Source organism: Streptomyces sp. JLBT605, assembly GCF_058215555.1.
Genome location: NZ_CM177087.1, coordinates 1,807,052 through 1,828,201, shown reverse-complemented (window position 1 = coordinate 1,828,201; position 21,150 = coordinate 1,807,052). Strand labels below are relative to the sequence as shown.

9 protein-coding genes and 1 pseudogene are annotated in these 21,150 nt (G+C 71.9%); 3 read left to right on the top strand and 7 right to left on the bottom strand.

Going from position 1 to position 21,150, the window contains the following annotated elements; genetic code table 11:
* The first annotated feature begins 228 nt into the window (after positions 1–228).
* Positions 229–1,464 carry a ricin-type beta-trefoil lectin domain protein gene (locus AC4BDD_RS08165; protein WP_490690301.1) on the top strand — a complete coding sequence of 412 codons (1,236 nt, stop codon included), beginning with the start codon at positions 229–231 and terminating at the stop codon, positions 1,462–1,464.
* Positions 1,465–1,538: 74 nt separating this feature from the next.
* On the opposite strand, the gene glgB is transcribed toward AC4BDD_RS08165, so the two are convergent.
* From glgB to AC4BDD_RS08145, 4 genes and pseudogenes are all read right to left on the bottom strand, one after another.
* On the bottom strand, positions 1,539–4,559 hold the full coding sequence (gene glgB, locus AC4BDD_RS08160) for a 1,4-alpha-glucan branching enzyme (protein ID WP_490690300.1): 3,021 nt from the start codon (positions 4,557–4,559) through the stop codon (positions 1,539–1,541).
* Positions 4,560–4,735: 176 nt separating this feature from the next.
* Positions 4,736–6,538, bottom strand: a complete 1,803-nt coding sequence (locus AC4BDD_RS08155; RefSeq protein WP_490690299.1) for a maltokinase N-terminal cap-like domain-containing protein — start codon at positions 6,536–6,538, stop codon at positions 4,736–4,738.
* Between the two features lie 667 nt (positions 6,539–7,205).
* Positions 7,206–8,918 (bottom strand): annotated as a pseudogene (treS, locus tag AC4BDD_RS08150) (maltose alpha-D-glucosyltransferase); the annotation flags it as partial.
* A complete protein-coding gene (locus AC4BDD_RS08145) occupies positions 8,915–10,918 on the bottom strand; it encodes an alpha-1,4-glucan--maltose-1-phosphate maltosyltransferase (RefSeq protein WP_490690298.1) in 2,004 nt (667 codons plus the stop codon). The gene AC4BDD_RS08145 and the pseudogene treS, both read right to left, overlap by 4 nt.
* Positions 10,919–11,253: 335 nt before the next feature.
* Between AC4BDD_RS08145 and glgP the strand changes: the two genes are divergently transcribed.
* Positions 11,254–13,836, top strand: a complete 2,583-nt coding sequence (gene glgP / locus AC4BDD_RS08140) for an alpha-glucan family phosphorylase (protein ID WP_490690297.1) — start codon at positions 11,254–11,256, stop codon at positions 13,834–13,836.
* A 132-nt stretch (positions 13,837–13,968) separates the two neighbouring features.
* Here glgP and AC4BDD_RS08135 read toward each other — a convergent pair whose 3' ends face one another.
* From AC4BDD_RS08135 to AC4BDD_RS08125, 3 genes are all read right to left on the bottom strand, one after another.
* Positions 13,969–15,639: a M4 family metallopeptidase gene (locus AC4BDD_RS08135; RefSeq protein ID WP_490690296.1), complete on the bottom strand. Its 1,671-nt coding sequence runs from the start codon at positions 15,637–15,639 to the stop codon at positions 13,969–13,971.
* 258 nt (positions 15,640–15,897) lie between these two features.
* On the bottom strand, positions 15,898–17,559 hold the full coding sequence (locus AC4BDD_RS08130) for a M4 family metallopeptidase (RefSeq protein ID WP_490690295.1): 1,662 nt from the start codon (positions 17,557–17,559) through the stop codon (positions 15,898–15,900).
* Positions 17,560–17,893: 334 nt separating this feature from the next.
* On the bottom strand, positions 17,894–20,176 hold the full coding sequence (locus AC4BDD_RS08125) for a M4 family metallopeptidase (protein ID WP_490690294.1): 2,283 nt from the start codon (positions 20,174–20,176) through the stop codon (positions 17,894–17,896).
* Between the two features lie 449 nt (positions 20,177–20,625).
* Between AC4BDD_RS08125 and AC4BDD_RS08120 the strand changes: the two genes are divergently transcribed.
* A complete protein-coding gene (locus tag AC4BDD_RS08120) occupies positions 20,626–21,150 on the top strand; it encodes a DinB family protein (RefSeq protein ID WP_490690293.1) in 525 nt (174 codons plus the stop codon).

Sequence of the window (21,150 nt, the reverse complement as noted above, 5' to 3'; positions counted from 1 at the left end):
CCCGGCGAGGCGCGGCGACTGCGGCGCATCAATCGATCGCCCCCGAAAGCATCTCCCCTATGATCGATTCGCCCCCGGGCTCCCGAACTGGTGAGCGACCGGGGTCGATATGCCTTCTTTCTGCGAAAGGCCAACGGGGACTTGCGATTCACAGCCAAGCATCGTCTGACGCGTAAGCGTCGCGTATCCATCCTTGCCGCGTGCGCCGCGGCGGGTGTCGCGGCCGCCGTGCAGCTCACGCCCAGTGCGTTCGGCTCCGACGACAAGGCGCCGGCGTCCGCGCACCACCCGGCAGGAGCGCCGGCAGGGGCGCCGGCGACCGGTTCCGACCCGCACGCCGCGGACTTCGGTACCTCCGACGTCGACGGGACGACCTTCGAGAACGGCGTGATGTCGCTGAAGGCGGCATCCCCTCGGAAGACGGCCGCGGCCGCGCCGCCGCACGGCGAGGGGTGGAAGTCGGGAGGGGCGAGCAAGCTGCTGCCCACCGGCTACACCGTCAAGTTCTACGACCAGAAGTCCGTGGACTGGCTGGCCCGCTATGTGAAGGCATCCGTCGCGGACCTGCGGCGCGTCACCAACCTTCCGTTCACCGTCGATACCGAGCCGGTGGGCTGGGACTACGCCAGGCCCAAGGGCGAGGTCGTCATCGGGCTGCTGAAGCGGCCGTGTGTGCCGACCACGGACGGCAGCCCGTGGAAGATCGTCCGCGACGGGTCGGGGACCAAGAACCTGAGCTGCGGGTTCAACTCCCAGTCCATCCCCTCCACCGTGACCAGCGGACACGCCTACATCGACAGCTCGTTCTTCACCGCGGACGGCAAACCCTCGCCATCCTGGGGTGAGACGTTCCTGCGCAACCACATCAGCCATGAGGTCGGCCACACGATGGGGCTGACGCACGCGGATCGCAGCTCGACCCGTGGGGACTGCGTCAAGGGCGGCGACTCCGGCCAGAAGCCCGTCATGTGCACGGAGACCAACAGCGGCTATCACGACAAGCGGGCTGGCACCTACGTCCAGCAGTTCGACGTGCAGGGGCTGCGCTACCTCGCCGCGGGGGGCGGCGCGGCGGTGCCTCCGCAGGGGAAGGTGACCGGGCTCGGCGGCAAGTGCCTCGACGTCAAGGGCGGGAAGGTCGCCAACGGCACGCAGATCCAGCTCTACACGTGCAACGGCTCGGCGACGCAGTCGTGGATCCTGGGCAAGGACGGGACCTTCCGCGCGCTGGGCAAGTGCCTGGACGACTACCGCAACGCGAGCACCAACGGCAACAAGATCAGTCTCTACGACTGCCACGGCGGGGCGTCGCAGCGCTGGTCGGTCAACGCCAAGGGCCAGATCGTGCACGCCGCCTCGGGCAAGGTGCTCGACGTGACCGGCGGCTCGACGGCCAACGGCACCAAGATCCAGCTCTACGCGGCGAACACCAACAAGCGGCAGCTCTGGGTCACCCCGAAGTAGCCGCGCCCTGACACATGGGGCATCGCCGGGCGGGCCGGGGGCGCGAGGCCCGGCCCGTCCGGTGGCAGCGTCGCCTAGGCCGGGCGGAGCCAGATCGTGGCCAGCGGCGGCAGGGTCAGCTGGATGCTGGTGGGGCGGCCGTGCCAGGGGGTGCGGTCGGCCTTGAGCGGGTCGGGGTTGGTGACGCCGCTGCCGCCGTAGGCCGTGGCGTCGGTGTTGAGCACCTCGCGCCAGGCGGCGATCCGCTCCGGCACCCCGGCGCGGTACTCGTGGCGGACCACGGGGGAGAAGTTGCTGACGGCCAGCAGCGGCGAGCCCTGCGCGTCGAAGCGGAGGAAGGCGAAGACGTTGTCCTCCCAGGCGTCGCCGTCGACCCAGGCGAAGCCGTCCGGCACGGTGTCCCGCTGCCACAGGGCCGGCGTGGCGGTGTACCGCCGGTTGAGGTCGCGGACCAGGTCCTGTACGCCGCGGTGGTCGTCGGCCGAGTGGTAGGAGTCGTCCAGCAGCCACCACTCCGGGCCGGTCTCGTGCGACCACTCGGCGCCCTGGGCGAACTCCTGGCCCATGAACAGCAGCTGCTTGCCCGGGTGGGCCCACATGAAGCCGAGGTAGGCGCGGTGGGTGGCGCGGCGCTGCCACCAGTCGCCGGGCAGCTTGGAGACCAGGGCCTGCTTGCCGTGCACCACCTCGTCGTGCGAGATCGGCAGCACGTAGTTCTCGCTGTACGCGTACACCATCGAGAACGTCATCTCGTGGTGGTGGTACTTGCGGTGCACCGGCTCGTGGGAGACGTAGCCGAGCGAGTCGTGCATCCAGCCCATGTTCCACTTGAGCCCGAAGCCGAGGCCGCCGAAGCCGTCCGGGCCGACGTGGTGGGTGGCCCGGGTGACGCCGTTCCAGGCGGTGGACTCCTCGGCGATGGTCACCACGCCCGGGCAGCGGCGGTAGACGGTGGCGTTCATCTCCTGCAGGAAGGAGACCGCGTCCAGGTCCTCCCGGCCGCCGAGCGCGTTGGGCGACCACTCGCCGTCCTCGCGTGAGTAGTCCAGGTAGAGCATCGAGGCCACCGCGTCCACCCGCAGCCCGTCGATGTGGAACTCCTGGCACCAGTAGACGGCGTTGGCGACGAGGAAATTGCGCACCTCGGTGCGGCCGTAGTCGAACTCCAGGGTGCCCCAGTCCGGGTGCGCGGCGCGCTGGGGGTCGGCGTGTTCGTACAGCGAGGTGCCGTCGAAGGCGGCCAGCGCCCACTCGTCGCGCGGGAAGTGTGCCGGGACCCAGTCGACCAGGACGCCGATCCCCGCCTGGTGCAGGGCGTCGACCAGGTACTTGAAGTCGTCGGGGGTGCCGAGGCGGGCGGTGGGCGCGTAGAAGCCGGTGACCTGGTAGCCCCAGGAGCCGCCGAACGGATGCTCGGCGACCGGCATGAACTCCACATGGGTGAAGCCCAGGTCCTTGACGTACGCGGGCAGCTCTTCGGCGAGCCGGCGGTAGCTCAGTCCCGGCCGCCAGGAGGGCAGGTGCACCTCGTACACGGAGAACGGCGACTGGTGCACCCGGCCGCCGTCGCGGCGCGCCATCCACTCCGCGTCCCGCCAGGTGTGGTGGGAGACGTGGACGATCGAGGCGTTGGCGGGTGGGCACTCGGTGCGCCGGGCCATCGGGTCGGCGCGCTGGGTGTGGCTGCCGTCCGGCCGGGTGATCTCGAACTTGTACCGCGTGCCCTCGCCGATGCCGGGCAGGAACAGCTCCCACACGCCGCTGTGGCCCAGCGACCGCATCGGGAAGGCGGTGCCGTCCCAGTAGTTGAAGTCGCCGATGACCCGGACGCCGCGCGCGTTCGGCGCCCAGACGGTGAAGCGGGTGCCGGTGACGCCCTGGTGGGTCATGGGCCGCGCGCCCAGCGCCTGCCACAGCTGCTCGTGCCGGCCCTCGCTGATCAGGTGCAGGTCGAGGTCGCCGAGGGCGGGGAGGAAGCGGTAGGGGTCGTGTAGCTCCGTCTCCTCGCCGTCGTAGGCCACGAGGAGTCGGTAGTCCTCCGGGACCTCGCGCAGCGGGAGTACGGCGGTGAAGAAGCCGTCGCCCTCCGAGCGGAGCCGGGTCCTGCGCCCTTGGACGGTCACCGCCACCGAGCGGGCGAACGGGCGCAGCACCCGGACGACCACCCCGCCGCCGGGCAGCGCGTGGGCGCCCAGGTGGCCGTGGGGATCGTGGTGCGAGCCGTCCAGCAGCCGCTGCCGGTCGCCGGGGTGCAGCGGCGGCGCGTCGTGGCCTGCGGCCCGCGTCTCGAGGGGGTGGCCGGTGGCGGCGGACCGCGCCTGGCCGCCGGGGGCTTCGGTGGCGGATGGGCGTGCGTGGTCACCCTGGCGGGTGGGGGGTTCGGCGGCGGGCGGGCGCGCGTGGCCCTCGCGGGCGGGCGGCGGTGCGGTGGGGGCAGTGGCGGGTGGCCGTGCCGGGCCGTCGGCGGCGGGTGGGGGTGCGGGTACGGAGGCGGCGGCGCCCCGCCCGGTGCCTCCGTACCCGCTCCGCCGAGCGTCGTCGGGCGGGGCGATGGCGGCCTCCCGGGGCGGGACCGTACGGGGTTCGGTCTGCGGGGCCGTGCGGGCCTCGGCGGGACGGGCCGCGGACTGGGCCGTGGTGCCGCCGGAAGACGCGGCGGGCGGCGTGACGTGCGGCGTGGCCGGGCTGCCGGTGCGCCCGGCCGGGGGCGCGGCGGTGGTGGCGCCCGGGCGGCCGGCTGGGGGTACGGCGGTGGTGGTGCCAGGGTGGCCGGCCGCGCGTCCGGTGGCGGCCTCGGACATAGGCGGCGCGGCGTCCGGCGGTGCGGCGGGAGTGGTGGCGGACGCGGACACGGGTGGGGCCGGGCGCGGTGTGGTCGGCGGGGCCGGGCGGGCTTCGGCGGGGCGGGGGGTCGGGGTGCCGGTCCCGGGTGAGGGTGCGGCGGGTGGGGGGCCGGGCAGCGGGGTCAGCTCCTCGCCGGGGAGGCGGGGGGCCCGGGGGGAGGGCGGCTGGGTGTACGAGGAGCGGCGGGGCGGGTGTTCCCGCTCGGGACGGGGCTCGCCGTGCGGGTCGGGGGACGGCGGTCGTGCGGTCACGGAAAGGTCCTCCTTGGGCCCCGGTCGGAAGGCGGGGGCGGTCGCGGGGGTGCGGAACGGGCGGTGCGGGCGGTGCGGACGGAGCGGGCAGTGCGGGCGGTGGGGGCCCGGGACGGGGTGCTGCGGTGGGCCGGACGGGTGACGGGGGATCAGGTCAGCGGGGGTGGCGGAACGGTTCAGCGGTCCTGCGCCGGACGGGTGACACCCGACAGGCGGCGGATCGCGGACATGGGGACGGACAGCCAGTCGGGGCGGTGCCGCGCCTCGTAGAGCACCTCGTAGACGGCCTTGTCCGTCTCGTACGCGCGCAGCAGCTCCGGCTCGTCGCGGGGGTCGGCGCCGGAGGCCGCGGCGTAGCCCGCGCAGTACGCGGCCCGGTTCAGCCGCGCCCAGTCCTCGGGCCGTTCGCCGCTCGTCCGGGCCCAGTCCCCGGGCCGCTCGCCGTCCGCCCGGGCCCGGACTTCCGGCCGTTCGCCGCTCGCCCGGGTGCGGTCGTCGGGCCGCTCGCTCTCCGCCCTGGACCAGTCCTCGGGCCGCTCGTCCCCCGCCCCGGCCCAGTCGGCGGGTTGCTCGCCGCTCGCCCTGCCGTCGCGGCCGGCCGCGCCACCGTCCTGCCCGGCCGCTCGGCCGCGGTGGCCGGCGGCCCTCGCCTCGCGCCCCGGCCGCAGGTCCCCGGGCGCCGCCGCGCCGGGGGAGGACCGCCGGCCCGCCGTCCCCGGGCCGGCGGAGCGGAGTGCCGCGTCGCGGCCGGCCACCGCGGCGGCGTAGTCGAAGGAGCGGAGCATGCCCGCGATGTCGCGGACGGTGGGCTGCGGGCGGCGGCGCTCGACCAGCGGCCGGGACGGCTCGCCCTCGAAGTCGATGAGCGACCAGGGCGCGTCGTCGGCCGTCCGCAGCACCTGCCCCAGATGGAGATCGCCGTGGATGCGCTGGGCGGCCCAGGTGCGCCCGGCCCGGCCGAGGGCCGCGAGGTCGTCGAAGGCGGTGCGCAGCCGGGCGCGGTAGGGGTGCAGGGCGGGCACGGCGGAGGCGGCGGCGTCCAGGCGCGCGGACATCGCGGCGGCCAGATGCTCGATCTGGGGCCGGCGCAGTACGGCGGTGGGCAGGGCGTTCGCCATGGCCAGGTGCACCTCGGCGGTGGCCCGGCCGAGCGCGTGCGCGGCGGCGGTGAAGTCGGCGCGGTGGGAGAGCGCGCTCAGCGCCAGCTGCCAGCCGTCGGTGGACCCGGCCAGATACGGCTGGAGCACGCCGAGGGTGAAGGGCGCGTCCCCCTCGGCCGGGGCGGTCTCGAACCACGCGGTGGGGGAGGGCACCCGGGAGCATCCGGTGCGGGCCAGGGCCAGCGGCAGTTCCAGATCGGGGTTGACCCCGGGACTGACCCGGCGGAACACCTTGAGGATGTACGTCTCGCCGAAGATGACCGAGGAGTTGGACTGCTCGGCGGTGACCAGCCGTGGGGGGAGCACGGCGGGGATGGTCGTCGACGGCTCGCGCACGAAGAGCAGCGGCCCGAGCCGCCCGGGGACCCGCAGCCGCTCCAGCAGCACCGCGGCGAGCCGGGGATCGCACAGTGCCTCGTAGACGATGTGGCCGTGCAGCGGGCCGCCGGCCGGCCGGCCGATCAGGGCGGGGGCGAGCGGCGGCGGCAGGGTGGCCCGTACGCCCAGCAGCAGCTGGTAGCAGTCGGCGGACGGCTCTCCCGCCGGCGAGCCGGGCTGCTTGGCCCGGACGAGCAGATGGAGCAGGCCCGGCGTGGCGCCGCCCGCGGGGCAGGGCAGCAGCTCGGTCGCGGAGACGAGGGTGAAGCCGGTGACCGGGCGGCCCTTTCCCGCGAACCAGCGCTGCCTCGGCAGCCATTCGGCGAGCAGCGGTGCGAGGGACGGCAGTAGCCCGGTCGGACCATGGGCATGCGCGCCCATGGCCCGTGGCGCGACCGTCCAGGGGTGCGCTGTCCTCCGGGCGAAGGGAGCTTCCGGCATGGCGTCGCGTCCTTTCCCCGGGGCACACGACAGATAGGACAAAGTGTCCCGGATTGTGGCATTAGCTGTGCGACGGCGCGGTGGGGGTACCCCCGGACGGAGTCCGGGTAAGGCGGGCGAGGATCGTCCGTACGGCGACCCCGTGGCGGGTGCCGTGGTGGCGGCGCCGTTGCGGTGGTACGCGATGCGCTCGGCCCGTGCGGTGGTACGGGGAGGCTGCCCAGGGGACCCGGTGCGGAAAACGCCCGTACGCGTCTGGGATGGACGCGTACGGGCGGGACGGCTGGGCCGGCCGGGTGACGGCGGGTCAGTTAGCGGCCGATTCGGCGGGGCTGTGGCCTCCCCCGGACTCCGTCCGGGGGTGCCCCCACGCGGCGCCTGCGGGCCGGTGGCCGTTCGGGGTGCCTGCGGGGCGGTGGCCGTTCGGGGTGTCGGCGGGGCGGTGGCCTCCGCCGGACTCCGTCCGGGGGTTCCCCCACCCGGCGCCCGCGGGCCGGTGGCCGTTCGGGGTGCCTGCGGGGCGGTGGCCGTTCGGGGTGTCGGCGGGGCGGTGGCCTCCGCCGGACTCCGTCCGGGGGTTCCCCCACCCGGCGCCCGCGGGGCTGTGGCCTCCGCCGGGCTCCGTCCGGGCCTGCCCCCGGTTCGGGGTGGTGCGGCCGGCGGGGTGCTCGGGGCCGCGCAGCCGGAACCAGTAGAAGCCGTGGCCCGCGAGGGTGAGCAGGTACGGCAGTTCGCCGATGGCGGGGAAGCGGACGCCGCCGATCAGCTCGACCGGGTGCCGGCCGTTGTAGGCGCGCAGGTCCAGCTCGGTGGGCTGGGCGAAGCGCGAGAAGTTGTTGACGCACAGGACCAGGTCGTCCGGTCCGCCGTCCGTCGCGGGGGTCTCCCGCAGGAAGGCGAGCACCGCAGGGTTGCTGGACGGCAGCTCGGTGTAGCTGCCCAGTCCGAAGGCCGGGTTCTGCTTGCGGATCTCGATCATCCGCCGGGTCCAGTGCAGAAGGGAGGACGGCGAGGACATCGCGGCCTCGACGTTGGTGACCTGGTAGCCGTAGACCGGGTCCATGATGGTCGGCAGGTACAGCCGGCCCGGGTCGCAGGAGGAGAAGCCGGCGTTCCGGTCCGGCGTCCACTGCATGGGGGTGCGGACCGCGTCCCGGTCACCCAGCCAGATGTTGTCGCCCATGCCGATCTCGTCGCCGTAGTAGAGGATCGGCGAGCCGGGCAGGGAGAGCAGCAGCGCGGTGAACAGCTCGATCTGGTTGCGGTCGTTGTCCAGCAGCGGGGCCAGCCGCCGCCGGATGCCGATGTTGGCGCGCATCCGCGGGTCCTTGGCGTACTCCGCGTACATGTAGTCGCGCTCTTCGTCGGTGACCATCTCCAGCGTCAGCTCGTCGTGGTTGCGCAGGAAGATGCCCCACTGGCAGCCGGAGGGAATGGCCGGGGTCTTGGCCAGGATCTCCGAGACCGGGTAGCGGGACTCGCGGCGCACCGCCATGAAGATGCGCGGCATCACCGGGAAGTGGAAGGCCATGTGGCACTCGTCGCCGCCCTTGTGGAAGTCGCCGAAGTAGTCGACGACGTCCTCCGGCCACTGGTTGGCCTCGGCCAGCAGCACGGTGTCGGGGTAATGGGCGTCGATCTCGGCGCGCACCCGCTTGAGCAGCTGGTGGGTGCGCGGGAGGTTCTCGCAGTTGGTGCCCTCCTCGGCGTAGAGGTAGGGCACGGCGTCCAGCCGGAAGCCGTCGATGCCCAGGTCCAGCCAGAAGCGCAGGGCGGCCAGCACCTCCTCCTGGACCGCCGGGTTCTCGAAGTTCAGGTCCGGCTGGTGGGAGAAGAAGCGGTGCCAGTAGTACTGCTTGCGCACCGGGTCGAAGGTCCAGTTGGAGGCCTCGGTGTCGACGAAGATGATGCGGGCGTCCGAGTACTGCTTGTCGTCGTCCGCCCAGACGTAGTAGTCCCCGTAGGGGCCCTCGGGGTCGCTGCGGGATTCCTGGAACCACGGATGCTGGTCGCTGGTGTGGTTCATGACGAAGTCGATGATGACCCGCATGCCCCGCTGGTGGGCCGCGTCCACGAACTCCACGAAGTCCGCCAGGTCCCCGAACTCCGGGAGCACGGCGGTGTAGTCCGAGACGTCGTAGCCGCCGTCCCGCAGCGGCGAGGCGAAGAACGGCGGCAGCCACAGGCAGTCGACGCCCAGCCACTGCAGATAGTCCAGCTTGGCGGTGAGCCCCTTGAGGTCGCCGATGCCGTCCCCGTTGCTGTCCTGGAAGGAGCGCACCAGCACTTCGTAGAAGACAGCGCGTTTGAACCACTCGGGGTCCCGGTCCTTGGCGGGGGTGTCCTCGAACGTGTCCGGGACGGGCTCATTGACGGTCATGGTGTGGGTGACCCTCCGATCTGTGAGGACGGTCGCAGCGACAGCACATGCGCCGGAGCCGGCTCACGGCTCGGATCGAGGCGCACGTAGTTGTCACTGCCCCAGTGATAGGTCTCGCCGGTGAGCTCATCGCGCACCGGGAAGGATTCGCAGCCGTCGAGGCCGAGTTCCGGCATGTCCAACGAGACCGTCGCCTCCTGGGTGTGGTGGGGGTCGAGGTTCACCACGGTCAGCACGCAGTCCTCGCGGGGGTCGCTGACGCGCCTGGAGTAGGCGATCACGGCGTCGTTGTCGACGCGGTGGAAGTGGAGTCCGCGCAGCCGGTGGAGCGCCGGGTGGTGCCGCCGGATCCGGTTGAGCCGGGTGATCAGCGGCGCGATGGTGCGGCCCTCGCGCTCGGCGGCGGCCCAGTCGCGCGGCCGGAGCTGGTACTTCTCCGAGTCGAGGTACTCCTCGCTGCCCGGCCGCAGCGGCGTGTTCTCGCACAGCTCGTACCCCGCGTACACGCCCCAGGTGGGGGAGAGGGTGGCGGCCAGCACCGCGCGGGACTCGAACGCGGGCCGCCCGCCCTCCTGGAGGTGGGCGTGGAGGATGTCCGGGGTGTTCACGAAGAAATTGGGCCGCATGTACGAGGCCGCGTCTCCGGTCAGCTCCCGCAGATAGTCCGTCAGCTCCTGCTTGGTGTTACGCCAGGTGAAGTAGGTGTAGGACTGCTGGAAGCCGACGGCGGCCAGGGTGTGCATCATCGCGGGCCGGGTGAACGCCTCGGCGAGGAAGATCACGTCCGGGTCGGTGCGGTTGATGTCGCCGATCACCTTCTCCCAGAAGACCACCGGCTTGGTGTGCGGGTTGTCGACCCGGAAGATCCGCACCCCGTGCTCCATCCAGAAGCGCAGCACCCGCTCCGTCTCGCGCACGATGCCGCGGAAGTCGGTGTCGAACGCGATGGGGTAGATGTCCTGGTACTTCTTGGGCGGGTTCTCGGCGTACGCGATGGTGCCGTCGGCGCGGTGGTGGAACCACTCCGGGTGCTTGGAGACCCACGGGTGGTCCGGCGAGCACTGGAGCGCGAAGTCCAGTGCCACCTCCATCCGCAGCTCGCGCGCCCGGGTCACGAAGCGGTCGAAGTCCGCCAGGGTGCCCAGATCCGGGTGGATCGCGTCGTGGCCGCCCTCGGCCGAGCCGATCGCCCACGGCACCCCGACGTCGTGCGGGCCGGCGGTCAGGGAGTTGTTGGGGCCCTTGCGGAAGGCGGTGCCGATGGGGTGGATCGGCGGCAGGTAGACCACGTCGAAGCCCATCGAGGCGATGGCCGGCAGCCGCTCGGCGGCGGTGCGGAAAGTGCCGCTGACCGGCGGCGCGCCCTCCTCGACCACCGCCCCCTCGGAGCGCGGGAAGAACTCGTACCAGGCGCCGTACAGCGCGCGCTCCCGCTCCACCCGCAGCGGCAGCGGCCGTGAGGCGGTGACCAGTTCGCGCAGCGGATACCGGTCCAGGGCGGTGACCACGTCGGCGGCGAGAGCGGTCGTCAGCCGGTCCGCGGGGGCGCGCCGCTCGTCGCGCAGCGCGTCGACGGCGCGCAGTACCGCCTCCCGGCCGTCGTTCTTGGGCACCCCGGACGCGGCCTGCTCATGCAGCCGGGCGCCCTCCTCCAGCACCAGCTCGATGTCGTGGTCCGCCCCGATCTTCACCTCGGCGTGGTGCCGCCAGGTGGTGACCGGATCGCTCCACGCCTCCACGGTGTACGTCCAGTGGCCCTCGGCGGTGGGGGTGATGTCCGCGCCCCAGCGGTCCGTGCCGGGGGCGAGCTCGCGCATCGGCGTCCACGGCCCCGAGCGGCCGGCCGGGTCGCGCAGGACGACATTGGCCCCGATCGCGTCATGGCCTTCTCGGAACACGGTGGCGCTGACCTCGAAGGTTTCGCCGACCACCGCCTTGGCGGGGCGGCGCCCGCAGTCGATGAGCGGGCGGATGTCCAGGACGGGGATACGTCCGATCATGGGATCACCTGGCGGCGTCGCGGGTTTATGGTCTTTGAAGGCGTTTGTCCTTTGTATCTGCTCCGCTGGCTGTCGACCGGTTGCGGGCATGACTGCTCCTGTCCGCGTTCACTCTGGTGGGCGGATGAGGTGGGCCATGGGGGGTGCAGGAAGGAAGCCTTCCCACAGTGACCGGGGCCACAATCGGGCTCTTGTGTCCTCAATCGCCGGACGGGCTGGATTTCCCGCCCGGCCCGGCGCGCGGGTGCCCGGATCGGGTGCCGCCCGGCGGGTGGAATCCGCGGCGGCGGGCGAATCGGCGGAGTGCCGCCGACATCCGCCGCTAACGTCGAAGCGTGAAGGCCATTCGTCGATTCACCGTGCGCCCCGTCCTTCCCGAACCCCTACGACCCCTCAGCGATCTCGCGCACAACCTGCGCTGGTCCTGGCACCCCGAGACCCGCGAACTCTTCCGCGCCGCCGATCCCGAGAGCTGGCAGGCCACCGGCGGCGACCCGGTGCGGCTGCTGGGCACCGTCCCCGCCGAGCGGCTGGCCGCCCTGGCCGCCGACGACTCCTTCCTGGCCCGCCTCACCGCCGCCACCGAGGAACTGCGCGACTACCTCACCGGCCCGCGCTGGTACCAGCGGCAGGGCCGGCGGGACGGTGACGCCGAGACCCGACTCCCCGCGGCCGTCGCCTACTTCTCGCCGGAGTTCGGCATCACCGCCGCCCTGCCCCAGTACTCCGGCGGCCTGGGCATCCTCGCCGGAGACCACCTCAAGGCCGCCAGCGACCTCGGCGTACCGCTCATCGGCGTGGGCCTGCTCTACCGCCACGGCTACTTCCGGCAGAGCCTCACCCGCGAGGGCTGGCAGCGCGAGCACTACCCCGTCCTCGACCCGCACGAGCTGCCGCTGGAGCTGCTCCGCGAGGCGGACGGGCACACCGCCCAGATCAGCCTCGCGCTGCCCGGCGGCAGACTGCTGCGCGCCCGGGTCTGGCAGGCCAGGGTGGGCCGGGTCCCGCTGCTGCTGCTCGACTCCGACGTGGAGGAGAACGCGCCCGGCGAGCGCTCGGTCACCGACCGGCTCTACGGCGGCGGCAGCGAGCACCGGCTGCTCCAGGAGATGCTGCTGGGCATCGGCGGCGTCCGCGCGGTGCGCGCCTACTGCCGGCTGACCGGCCATCCGGCCCCGGAGGCGTTCCACACCAACGAGGGCCACGCCGGCTTCCTCGGCCTGGAGCGGATCCGTGAACTCATCGCCGACGGCACCGGCTTCGACGCCGCCCTGGAGGCGGTGCGGGGCGGGACGGTGTTCACCACCCACACCCCGGTCCCGGCCGGGATCGACCGGTTCGACCGCAACCTGGTCGCCCGGCACTTCGCCGACGACGGGGAACTGCCCGGCATCCCCCCGGAGCGGGTGCTGGCGCTGGGCACCGAGACCTGGCCGGAGGGGCGGCCCGACCTGTTCAACATGGCCGTGATGGGACTGCGCCTCGCCCAGCGCGCCAACGGCGTCTCCACCCTCCACGGGCAGGTCAGCCGGGAGATGTTCGCGGGCCTGTGGCCGGGCTTCGACCCGCGGGAGGTGCCCATCACCTCCATCACCAACGGCGTGCACGCCCCCACCTGGGTCGCCCCCGAGGTGACCCGGCTCCCCGAGGCCGGCCCGACCGACTCCGAGATCTGGGCGCTGCGCCGCACCCTGCGCGCCCGGCTGGTGGAGCAGGCGCGCGCCCGGCTGTACGCCGCATGGCGGCAGCGCGGCGCGAGCGCGGCGGAACTCGGCTGGATCGACACCGTCCTGGACGAAGACGTCCTCACCGTCGGCTTCGCCCGCCGCGTCCCCTCCTACAAGCGGCTCACCCTGATGCTGCGCGACCCGGACCGGCTCACCGAGCTGCTGCTCCACCCCGAGCGGCCGGTGCAGCTGCTGGTCGCGGGCAAGGCGCACCCCGCCGACGACAGCGGCAAGCGCCTCATCCAGGAGCTGGTGCGGTTCGCCGACGACCCCCGGGTGCGGCACCGGATCGTCTTCCTGCCCGACTACGGCATGGCGATGGCCCGCACCCTCTACCCCGGCTGCGACGTCTGGCTGAACAACCCGCTGCGCCCGCTGGAGGCGTGCGGCACCTCCGGGATGAAGGCCGCGCTCAACGGCTGCCTCAATCTCTCGGTGCGCGACGGCTGGTGGGACGAGTGGTACGAACCGGACTTCGGCTGGGCCATCCCGACCGCCGACGGCGCCGCGACGGATCCCGATCGACGCGACGACCTGGAGGCCGCGGCGCTCTACGACGTGCTGGAGCGGCAGATCGCGCCGTGCTTCTACGAGCGGAACGCGGCCGGCGAGCCGGAACGCTGGATCGGGATGGTCCGCCGCACCCTCACCGCCCTCGGCCCGAAGCTGCTCGCCGACCGGATGGTCCGCGAATACGTCGAGCACCTCTACGCCCCGGCGGCGCGGGCCCATCGCGCCCTGGACCCGGGCGCCGCTCGGGAGCTGGCGGAGTGGAAGGCCCGGGTGCGCCGGGCCTGGCCCCAGGTCGCGGTCGACCATGTGGAGGCCGTCGGGCCCGGCGGGGCCGCGGAGGGCGCGGCGGAGCTGGGGGCGGCCCTGCCGCTGCGGGCGCGGGTCGCGCTCGGCGGCCTGGCGCCGGGCGATGTGGAGGTGCAGGTGGTCTCCGGCCGGGTCGGCGAGGACGACCGGATCAGCGACGCCCGGCGCACCCCGCTCAAGCCGGCCGGCGGCCCGGATCTGGACGGCCGCTGGAGTTACGAGGGCACCCTGGAGCTGGACCGGGCCGGGCCGTTCGGCTACACGGTCCGGGTGCTGCCGGCGCACCGGCTGCTGGCCGGCGGAGTGGAGACCGGTCTGGTCGCGGTGGTGTCACCGGCGGCGGCGGAGTCCGCCGGGGTGCTGATGCGCTGACCGGCCCGCCGGGCGGCTCACGTCCGGGGGCGGAAAAACGGCGCCGGGCGGGCTGGATCGAATCCAGCCCGCCCGGCGCGGGGCTCACCCGGTTCTCATCTCACCGGTCATCCGGGTGCGCCCCGGCAGGTGTCACTTGACGTTGACGCCGGCCCAGGCGTTGTTGACCGCCTTGTACTCGGGGCTGGTCTGGCCGTAGAGCGCCTTGGCCGCCTTCAGCGTCGCGGTGCGCGCCTGGGCGTAGTTGGTCGTCGACGTCATGTACGTCGTCAGCGCCTTGTACCAGATCTTCTCGGCCTTGCCGCGGCCGATGCCCTTGACGGTCCGGCCGTCCACGGTCGGGCTGTTGTAGGTCACACCGTTGATGACCTTGCGCCCGCTGCCCTCGGCGAGCAGGTAGAAGAAGTGGTTGCCGACGCCGGAGGTCAGGTGCGGGTCCTCCGACCCCATGCCCCGCTTCCAGTAGTCGAAGGAGTAGCCGTCCTTGGAGGGCTTGTCCATGTAGCGCAGCGGGGTGCCGTCGCCGTTGATGTTGATCTTCTCGCCGATGAGGTAGTCACCGACGTCCGCGCGGTTCTTGGCGTAGAACTCCACCGCGGTGCCGAAGATGTCGGAGGTGGCCTCGTTGAGACCGCCGGACTCGCCGCTGTACTCCAGGCCGGCGGTGGCCGAAGTCAGACCGTGGCTCATCTCGTGGCCGGCCACGTCCAGCTCGGTGAGCGGGTGGCTGTTGCCCTCACCGTCGCCGTAGGTCATGCAGAAGCACTCGTCGTCCCAGAACGCGTTGACGTAGTTCTGGCCGAAGTGCACGCGCGAGTAGGCGGCCTTGCCGTTGTTCTTGATGCCCTTGCGGTGCAGGACGTTCTTGTAGTAGTCCCAGGTCACCGCGGCGCCGTAGTGGGCGTCGACGGCAGCGGTCTGGCCGTTGGCCGGAGTGCCGTTGCCCCACTTGTTGTCGGCGTCGTAGTAGCGCCACTTCGGGACGTTGAGGTAGTCGTCCTCCGACCCGAGGTTCTTGAGGTTGTAGGTGGTGTGGCCACCGCGCGCGGTGTCCTTCAGGACGTACCGGCTGCCGCTCTTGTCGGTGTTCAGCGACACCTTGCCGCTGAACTGGCTGTTGCCGGTACCGGTGGCGTTCACCACGGCCTGGTACTCGTACAGCTTGGCGCCGGTGTCGGCGTCGGTGATGACGTGCAGGCGGGACGGCGTGCCGTCCTCCTGGAAGCCGCCGATGACGGTCTCGTAGGCGAGCACGGGCTTGCCGGTGGCGGCCCAGATCACCTTGCGCGGGGCGTCGGCGTCGGCCTTGTCGCCGCCGGCGGCCTTGGCGATGCCCAGGGCCTTCTTCTCGGCGCCGGCCGGGGCGACGGCGGCGTCGGTGTCGGCGACCTTGATGGCGGCGTCGGTGGCCTTGGTGACGTCCTCGGTCTCGCCGTCGGCGGAGCGCTGGACGATCAGGTCGCCGCCCAGGACGGGCAGGCCGTCATAGGTGCGCTCGTAGCGGGTGTGCGTGGTGCCGTCCGCGTCCTTGATGACGTCGCGGACGACGAGCCGCTCCTTGCCGCCCAGACGCAGCGACGAGGCGGTGGCAGAGGTGCCGGCGTCGGCCTGGCGCAGCAGCTCGGCGCGCTGCGAGGCGGACAGCTTCAGCGACGCGGTGCCGGTGGCACCGCTCTTGACGGGGGCCGCTCCGGCCGAGCCGGTGGTGGCGGCAGCGGCGATGAGGGCGGCGGCCACGGTCGCGGCGGAGGCGACGATGGCGGTGCGGCGGTGTCTGTGGCCCGATATGGAACCGATACGCACGCGGAGACTCCCTGTGCTGTGGGGGAGTTGGGCAGGCTGATTCGCCCCCCAACGAAACAGAAGTGCGGCGATGCCGCATGCCCGGAGAGATTGCCATCAAACACACGTTCATGTCACGGGCGATATTGCCGATTGACGCTGAGATGTCCGGTAAAGAGCTGATCAAATCCATAAAACAACGACGAGCGGTGCCCGAAAGTGAAAGTTCTCGGGCACCGCTCGCGATGTGGGGGTAACTCAGTGTTCCCCCGAGGGGTCTTACTTGACGTTCACTCCGGCCCAGGCGCTGTCCACGCCCTTGTACTCGGCGCTGTCGGCGCCGAACAGGTCGGTGGCGGCCTTCAGCGTCGCCTCACGGGCGGCGTGGTAGTCCGTGTTGCTGGTCATGTACGTGGTCAGGGCCTTATACCAGATCTTCTCGGCCTTGTCCCGTCCGATGCCCTCGACCTTGGAGCCGTCGGCCGTCGGGCTGTCGTACTGCACCCCGTTGATCTCCTTCTGCCCGCTGCCCTCGGAGAGCAGGTAGAAGAAGTGGTTGGCCACGCCGGACGAGTGGTGGACGTCCTCGTTGCCCACGCCGTCGTACCAGTCGTCCTTGGACGAGCCGTCCTTGGAGGGCTTGTCCATGTAGCGCAGCGGGGTGCCGTCGCCGTTGATGTCGATCTTCTCGCCGACCAGGTAGTCGCCGGCGTCCGTGTCGTTCTTGGCGTTGAACTCCACCGCGGCGGCGAAGATGTCGGAGGTGGCCTCGTTCAGCCCGCCGGACTCGCCGCTGTACTCCAGGCCCGCGGTCGCCGAGGTGACGCCGTGCGTCATCTCGTGTGCGGCCACGTCGATCGAGGTCAGCGGGTGGTCGTTGCCCTGACCGTCGCCGTAGGTCATGCAGAAGCAGGAATCGTCCCAGAAGGCGTTGACGTAGTCGTTGCCGTAGTGGACCCGGGAGTACGCGCCCTTGCCGTCGCCCTTGATGCCGTCGCGGCCGTGGACGCTCTTGTAGTAGTCCCAGGTGAGGGCGGCGCCGTAGTGGGCGTCGACGGCGGCGGTCTGCGGCTCGTCGCCCTTGCCGTTGCCCCAGGCGTCGTCGTCGTCGGTGAACGCCGCGCCCTCGCCGTCCTCGGCGTGGTCGAGGTTGGTGGTCCGGTGACCGCCACGCTCGGCGTCGTTCAGGGTGAAGCCGGAGCCCTCCTTGGAGGTGCCGAGCTCCACCTTGCCGCTGTACTGGCTCTCGCCGCTGCCGGTCTCGATGCCCTGGTACTCGAAGAGCTTCTTTCCGGTGGTGGCGTCGGTGATGACGTGCAGCTCGTTCGGCGTGCCGTCCTTCTGCACGCCGCCGACGACGGTCTCCCAGGCGAGCACGGGCTTGCCGGAGGCGGCCCAGACCACCTTGCGCGGGGCGCGGCTGCTCTTCGCCGCGGCGGTGTCATCGGCCTTGGCCAGCTTGACGGCGGACCGCGCGGCGGTGGCCGGGGCGACCTTGGGGGTGACGGAGGCGACCGCGACGGTGGCCTTGACCGACTTGGTCACGCCCTTGACCTTGCCGGCCTTCGACTCGTGGACGATCAGGTCGCCGCCGAGGACGGGCAGGCCGTCGTAGGTGCGGTTGTAGCGGGTGTGGGTGGTGCCGTCGGCGTCCTTGATGACGTCCTTGACGACCAGCTTCTCCTTGGAACCCAGGCCCAGCGCCTTGGCGGTGTCCACCTTGGTGGCGTTGGCGTCGCGCAGCAGCTCGGCGCGCTGGGACGCGGAGAGCTTGACGGCCATGGCGCCGGTGTTGGCGGTCTTGGGCTGAGCGGCACCGGCCGAGCCGGTGGTCATGCCGGTGGCTATCAGGGCCGCCGCGGCGACCGCCGCACCGGCCGCGACAGCGGCCGTCCGACGCTTGGTGCGGGCGTGCATGGGCATGGAAGAGGACTTGCTCACGCTGAACTCCTCGTTGCTGTGGGGGGTTGGGCCGGGCGACGGGGAAGTGTCGTCCGGTCCGTAACAAGAGGTGCGGGTGCGAATCGCGTGGGCAGACTGTCACACAAGCTGCGTACATGTCACGGGGTTACCGCCAGGTCGGCCGGAATTTGTCCGTTCGCTGCCATCGGAACTCCGGAAACCGGACGACCCTGGTGCCGGGCGGCAGTTGACGCCATGTGGCCGGATTCCGGCTTGCGCCGGGCACGCAGACGCCGCCCGAGGGAGTGGTCACCTCGGACGGCGTCCGGTTCACGCGACGGGAGAACAGGCCCCCGGTTTCACCCGGCTCCGGCTAGAAGGTGAGCTTCCAGCTGTTGATGTAGCCGGTGTCGATCGAGTAGACGTCCTGGACCCGCAGCTTCCAGGTCCCGCTCGCGACCTCCGAGGAGGCGTCCACGGTGTACGTGGTCTTCACGTTGTCCGCCGAGTCCGAGCCGCTGGAGTTCTTCAGCCGGTAGGCCGTGCCGTCCGGGGCGATCAGGTCGATCACCAGGTCACCGCGGTAGGTGTGCACGATGTCCACGCCCACCTGCAGGGCGCTCGGGGCGTTGCCCGGCCGGTTGACGGTGATCGAGGAGGTGACCGCCGCGCCCGCGTCCGGGATCTGCACATCGGCGGTGTTCTCGTAGACGTTGCCGCCGCTGGTGTTGACGGTCCACTTGAACGACGCGGTGCCCGTCTTGCCCGCCGAGTCGGTCACCGTCACCGTGACGCTGCTGGTGCCGGTGGCGGTCGGGGTGCCGGAGATCAGACCGGTCGAGGAGTTGATCGACAGGCCGGTCGGCAGGCCGGTGGCCGCGTAGGACAGCGCGCCCGAGTTGCTGCTGGTCGCCTTGATCTGCAGGCTGGCGGCCTGGTTGACGATGCTGGTCTGGTCACCGGGCGGGGTGACCGTGACGCCCTCCGACACCCGCGGTCCGACGTTCACCCCGGCCCAGGCGTTGGCCACGTTGTTGTAGGTCGAGCTGCCCACGCCGAACAGCTCGCCCGCCGCCCACAGCGTCGCCTCGCGGGCGCCGGCGTAGTCGGTGTTGGACTGCATCCGCTGGGACAGCGCCTTGAACCAGATCTTCTCGGCGTTGGCCCGGCCGACGCCGGTGACCGGGAGGCCGTCGGAGGTCGGGCTGTTGTAGCTGACCCCGTTGATGACCTTCGCGCCGCTGCCCTCGGAGGCCAGGTAGAACCAGTGGTTGGCGACACCGGAGGAGTAGTGGACGTCGATGTTGCCGATGCCCGAGTACCAGCTGTCCTTGGACGAGCCGTCCTTGGAGGGCTTGTCCATGTAGCGCAGCGGGGTGCCGTCGCCGTTGATGTCGATCTTCTCGCCGACCAGGTAGTCGCCGACGTCGCTGCTGTTGGCGGCGTTGAACTCCACCGCGGCGGCGAAGATGTCGGAGGTGGCCTCGTTCAGCCCGCCGGACTCGCCGCTGTAGACGAGCTTGGCCGTCGCCGCGGTGACACCGTGGGTCATCTCGTGCGCCGCGACGTCGATCGAGGTCAGCGGGTGGGTGTTGCCCGAGCCGTCGCCGTAGGTCATGCAGAAGCAGGAGTCGGACCAGAAGGCGTTGACGTAGTTGTTGCCGTAGTGGACCCGGCTGTACGCGCCGACACCGTCGCCCCGGATACCGGAACGGCCGTGCACGTTCTTGTAGTAGTCCCAGGTGAGGGCGGCGCCGTAGTGCGCGTCCACGCACGCGGTCTGCTGGTTGGACGGTGTGCCGTCGCCCCAGACGTCGTCCGTGTCGGTGCACAGCGTGCCGGTGCCCGAGGTGCCGTGCTTGAGGTCGTAGGTCTTGTGGTTGCCGCGGGTGGTGTCGGTCATCGAGTACGAGCCGGAGCTGCCGGACGTGCCCAGCGGCACCTGGCCGCTGTACTGGCTGTTGCCGGTGCCCTCCTTGATGCCCTGGAACTCGAAGAGCTTCCTTCCCGTCGTGGCGTCGGTGATGACGTGCAGCTCACTGGGCGTGCCGTCCTCCTTCAGGCCGCCGACGACGGTCTCCCAGGCCAGCACCGGGGTGCCCTTGGCAGCCCAGATCACCTTGCGCGGCGCCTTGGCGGCCGACGTCTTCTTCGACCCCTGGGCAGCGGCCGCCCTGACCGCGGCCTTCTCGGCGGCGGCCGGCGTGACCTTGGCGGTGGTGCTCGCGACCTTGACCCGGGCCTTGGTGGCCTTCGCGACGGTCTGGACCTTCCCGGCCTTCGACTCCTGGACCACCAGGTCGCCGCCGAGCACGGGCAGCCCGTCGTAGGTCCGCTCGTACCGGGTGTGGGTGGTGCCGTCGGCGTCCTGGGTGACGTCCCTGACGACCAGCTTCTCCTTGGCCCCGAGGCCCAGCGTCCTGGCCGTGCCGGCCCGGGTCGCGGTGGCTTCCCGGATCAGTTCGGCGCGCTGCGCGGGGGACAGCTTCACCGGCTGGGCGCCGGGCCGCGCCTTGGCGACGACCTTCCCGGCCGCCGGGGCCGACTCGTCGGGACGGGCGGTGGCACTGCCGGACTGCAGGCCGACGGCGAGCATGGCCGTCACGGCGACCAGCGCGCCGGTCGCGACGGTACGCCGATGGGGGGTGGGTCTCACACTGACTCCTTCTGCGGTGGCCGCGGGATGACGCGGGCCGGGTCCCACCGGGCGGTTGGGTCGCCGCCCGGGCAGAGCGAGGCAGAACACGTGGGGGAAGGTGTGCCGAACGGCACGGAGCGCACTTCAGCGCACGGGATGCACAGATGCGCGGAGTGCGGCGGTGCGGAAGTGCGGCGGTGCCGAAGTGCCTGAGTGCGAAGGTGCGGGAGTACGGAGGTGCCGGGGTACTCGCTGCGAAGCAGCACCGGCGCGCAGGTGGTGGGGGCCGTGGGGGGCTGTGCGTCGGTTGGAGGGAAGAGTGCCACCGAGGGCCCGTGTATGTCAGGAGCGCGACAATAAGTTGGCCGGAAAACGTCCGTTGGTGAAGCACTGGTGTTCGCAATCCGGACCGCCCGACACCGCGGTGGACAGAGCCCGGCCGCCGGCTCGCCCATAGGATCGAGCCCATGACGAACCCCGCCAACTCGCTCCCGGAACCGCCGCATTCACTCGCCGACCCGCGTGAGCTGCTGGATGCCTACCTCGATTACTACCGGGAGGCGCTGCTGCGGAAGCTGGACGGGCTCTCGGAGCGGGAATTGCGCCACAGCCGACTGCCCTCCGGCTGGACGCCCCTGGAATTGCTGGGGCATTTGACGTGGGTCGAGCGCCGTTGGTTCCAGTGGGGGCTCGCTGCCGAGCCACTTGAGGATCCCTGGGGCGACCGCGGCCCCGACGACCGCTGGCACGTCCCCGACGGCGACACCCTGGAGACGCTGACGGCCCGCTTCCACGCCCAGTGCGCCCGCTCCCGCGAACTGGTGGCCGGCGTCCCGGCCGACCGTCAGGCCGCCCTCGGCGGCCGCTTCGCCACGGCGGCGGAGGCTCCCTCACTGGGCTGGATCCTCTTCCACGTGCTCCAGGAGTACGCCCGCCACGTCGGCCAGCTGGACGTGGTCCGGGAACTGGCCGACGGCCGGGTGGACGACTGA

Excerpts from the sequence above, each read along its gene's own strand:
- AC4BDD_RS08145 (WP_490690298.1), bottom strand. The coding sequence starts at position 10,918 with ATGATCGGACGTATCCCCGTCCTGGACATCCGCCCGCTCATCGACTGC.
- AC4BDD_RS08155 (WP_490690299.1), bottom strand. The coding sequence starts at position 6,538 with ATGCCGGAAGCTCCCTTCGCCCGGAGGACAGCGCACCCCTGGACGGTC.
- AC4BDD_RS08120 (WP_490690293.1), top strand. The coding sequence starts at position 20,626 with ATGACGAACCCCGCCAACTCGCTCCCGGAACCGCCGCATTCACTCGCC.